Source organism: Candidatus Angelobacter sp., from assembly GCA_035607015.1.
Lineage (GTDB): Bacteria > Verrucomicrobiota > Verrucomicrobiia > Limisphaerales > AV2 > AV2.
Window position 1 is genome coordinate 1 of sequence record DATNDF010000188.1, and the last position, 2,653, is coordinate 2,653.

General features: G+C 60.0%; 2 protein-coding genes. Both read right to left on the reverse strand.

From position 1 onward, the window contains the following. On the reverse strand, nucleotides 1–1,435 hold a 1,435-nt coding region (locus VN887_07615; GenBank protein HXT39873.1), incomplete at its 3' end, for an ABC transporter ATP-binding protein. Nucleotides 1,436–1,522: 87 nt separating this feature from the next. Further along, the coding region (locus tag VN887_07620; GenBank protein HXT39874.1) for an Ig-like domain-containing protein at nucleotides 1,523–2,653 on the reverse strand (1,131 nt) is incomplete at its 5' end.

Below are 2,653 nucleotides of genomic sequence, written 5' to 3' on the forward strand. Positions count from 1 at the left end.
AACCCTGCGGAAGGCGTCGGATGAACTCGTGGGCATTTGCCGCGCGCGCGGCGGCTTCGATCTCCCCGCGTGCCGACTCCGGCCGGCCGAAGGCGATGTTTCCGGCGACCGACACGGGGAAGAGGAAGGGCTCCTGCAGGACAAACGCGATTTGTGCGCGCAGACTTCTCAATCCGAGGTCGCGCAAATCACAACCGTCCATCAGAACGCGGCCCTGCCAGGGATCGAAGAACCGGGGCAGCAGATTAACCAGCGTGGTTTTGCCTGCGCCCGTCGCCCCGACAATGGCGACAATCTGGCCGGGAAGGGCTTCCAGTGAAACGCCCCGGAGTACCGCCTGATCCGGCTCGTAGCCGAAGAGGACATTTTCCAGCCGTACATGGCCGCGTGCCGAAACCAGTTGAATCGCGCCGGGCATTTCCTTGAGATCCGGTTCACTGTCGATTACTCCAAAGACGCGATCGACGCTCGCGCTGAAACCCTGCAGCTTTGTGTTCACTTCCGTGAGGACCTTCATCTGGTTCTGCAACAGTGTCAGGTAAACGAGAAAAACGAGGAGACTGCCGATGCTGAGGCCACCGCTCATCACGTGGCGCGCGCCCACCCACAGAATGACCCCGATGCCCAGCGTGGTGACCAGGCCGGAGGCAAGGCTGTTGACGCTGCCAATGAGCGTGCTGCGCTGCTGGGCCGCGATGGCCGCGTCCGCGAACTGATGAAACCGCTCCTCTTCGCGGGCTTCCTGCGCGAATGCCTGCACCACCGGAATACCGGTGAGGGTTTGTTGAAGGTGCGACTGGATACGCGTCTCAATGTCGCGCTTCAACTTCGCGGCCGCGCGCAACGGTTTGCCGACCAGGAATGACGCGCCCAGCATAAAAGGCGCGGTGGCCAGCGCCAATAGTGTGAGGGCGACATCTGATTGTGCCATGAGCACGATCATGACCAGCATCGTCAACAGCGCGTGCGCCGGCGCGAACAGGCAGGCATCGAATACCTGATACACGCACCAGCTGTCGGTCACCACACGGCCCATCGTGTCACCGACGGCATGGCGGGTGTGGTAAAGCAACGAGCGACGCTGCAAACGGGCGTACAACTCTTCCGCCAGATCGTACACCATCCGCCGCCCGGACAGGGTCCACGCCCAGGTCAGCGTGACTTCAAGCGCGCCATTCAACGCGAAGAGAGCAAGCCCCGCTGCGACGATGAGCAACAGGAGCCGAGACGGTGTTGGTTCCAGCGACAGCGTGGCCAAGAGGGTCTGAAGCCAGTGTGGCAGCGGATCATGACCCAGGACGTGGTCCACGAGCAGCTTCATTGGCCACGGCTGCAGCGCGGCGAGAGCGGACGCCGCCAGCGTGGCGATGAAGATCAACGCGAAAGAATGCCAATGCGGACGCGCATATTGGAGGAATCTGCGGTACTTATGCATCGGCTTCCGGTTACATCTCTATCATAATGAACAAAGCATGACAACGAAGCCGCTTCCTCGGTGTCTTGAAACTCGCCGGGCGCGAAATCATTTCGCGATGACACGGTAGAATCTTTCGGCGCCGGCGAGACTCGTATCGGTGATGTTCGTAATCGAACCGTTTCCGTTCAGGACTGAAAGCGTTTGCCAGGCAACTGGGTCAAGCGAGTCCGTGAACTGGACCGTGTAGCCTACGCCACTCTGCGTTTGGAAAGAAAAATGAGCCTGACTGACATCGGCAGTCACGTTGACCAGGGAAACGGCCCCGGGGACGGTCTGCACTACTGAAATTGTGACTGGATCGGAAATCGTCACCGCGCCAATGTTGTCCGTGGCCGTGGCCGTCAGCGTGTAGGATCCCGCCGCAACGTTGCTCCAGACCAGAGAGTAGGGAGCGTTCGTGGACTCACCCAGGCTGATTGCGCCCCCGAAGAACTCAACCTTGTTGACAATTCCGTCATTATCGGAGGCATTGGCGGTGACAGAAATATTAGCAGGGGCTGTAAAGGCCGTGTTGTTTGTCGGACTTGTAATGGCGATTGTTGGAGGTGTGTTTGTTGTCCCACCGCCGACGATACCCAAAAGGCCGGAGGAACTCGTGGCAGACTGTCCATCCGGATTGGTCACGGTAATTGTGCGCGAACCGTTAGTGGCGCCCGGAATCACCGTGACGTTCAACGTCAGATGTACCGGATCATTGTAGGTCACGTGATTGACGGTCACGCCTCCGCCATTGACGAGGGCTGCGATGCGGTCGGGAAAACCTGGGCCAGGATCGAAAAAGCCCGCGCCGCCGACGGACAATCCGGACACGACTAGATCTACGTTGGAAGATCCGGCAGGTACCGACGAAGGATCACAACCAAAAGGAATTGCCGGTGGGGGTGCGAGAAGCCTGGCCACGCGGACGCCGTAGGAATTCAGCGAATCGCAAAACTCCTGGATCGTCCACAAGGTCATGTCGTCGTTTGGATCCAGACTGGTGTAGGAAAAGTCGCCCCATCGACGCCCTCCCGCACCGCCCGGATCGCCGGGAGGATTGTAGGCGGCGGTGCTCGACGTGTAGAGAACCGGCGTTTGCAGTGTGCCGGGCGGATCGCCAGCCAGCCTCCACGCCGTTCCGGCATTAATGTGTTCGTTTGCACCCGCAACGCTGAATCCCATCGCTGCGTGTCCCTG